This is a genomic window from Gilvimarinus sp. 1_MG-2023 (genome assembly GCF_030548285.1).
Genome location: NZ_JAUOSC010001508.1, coordinates 1 through 245 on the forward strand (window position 1 = coordinate 1; position 245 = coordinate 245).

Consider the following 245-nt stretch of genomic DNA (forward strand, 5'->3'; position numbering starts at 1 on the left):
GGCCCAGGAAGAAACACCAGTGTTACGGGTGTTGAACTGGAGTGATTATATTGAACCGGGTGTATTGGAAGCTTTTGAGAAAGAATTCAATATCGAGATAGATTACGTCGAGTTCGACAGTCTGGATAAGTTCGCTACCTTGTATTTTGATGATCGTCAGCAATTTGATCTGATTTTCCCACCCAGCCGTATCATGAACACGCTGGCTAGCAAGTCGCTGGTTCGGCCTCTGATGACTCAGCAGC

At 46.1% G+C, this 245-nt stretch carries 1 protein-coding gene; it reads left to right on the forward strand.

Annotated features, from left to right (window positions below; translation table 11 throughout):
- Positions 1-245 (forward strand): hypothetical protein (locus tag Q4563_RS21865; protein WP_303606034.1); only part of this gene is annotated, 245 nt, incomplete at both ends.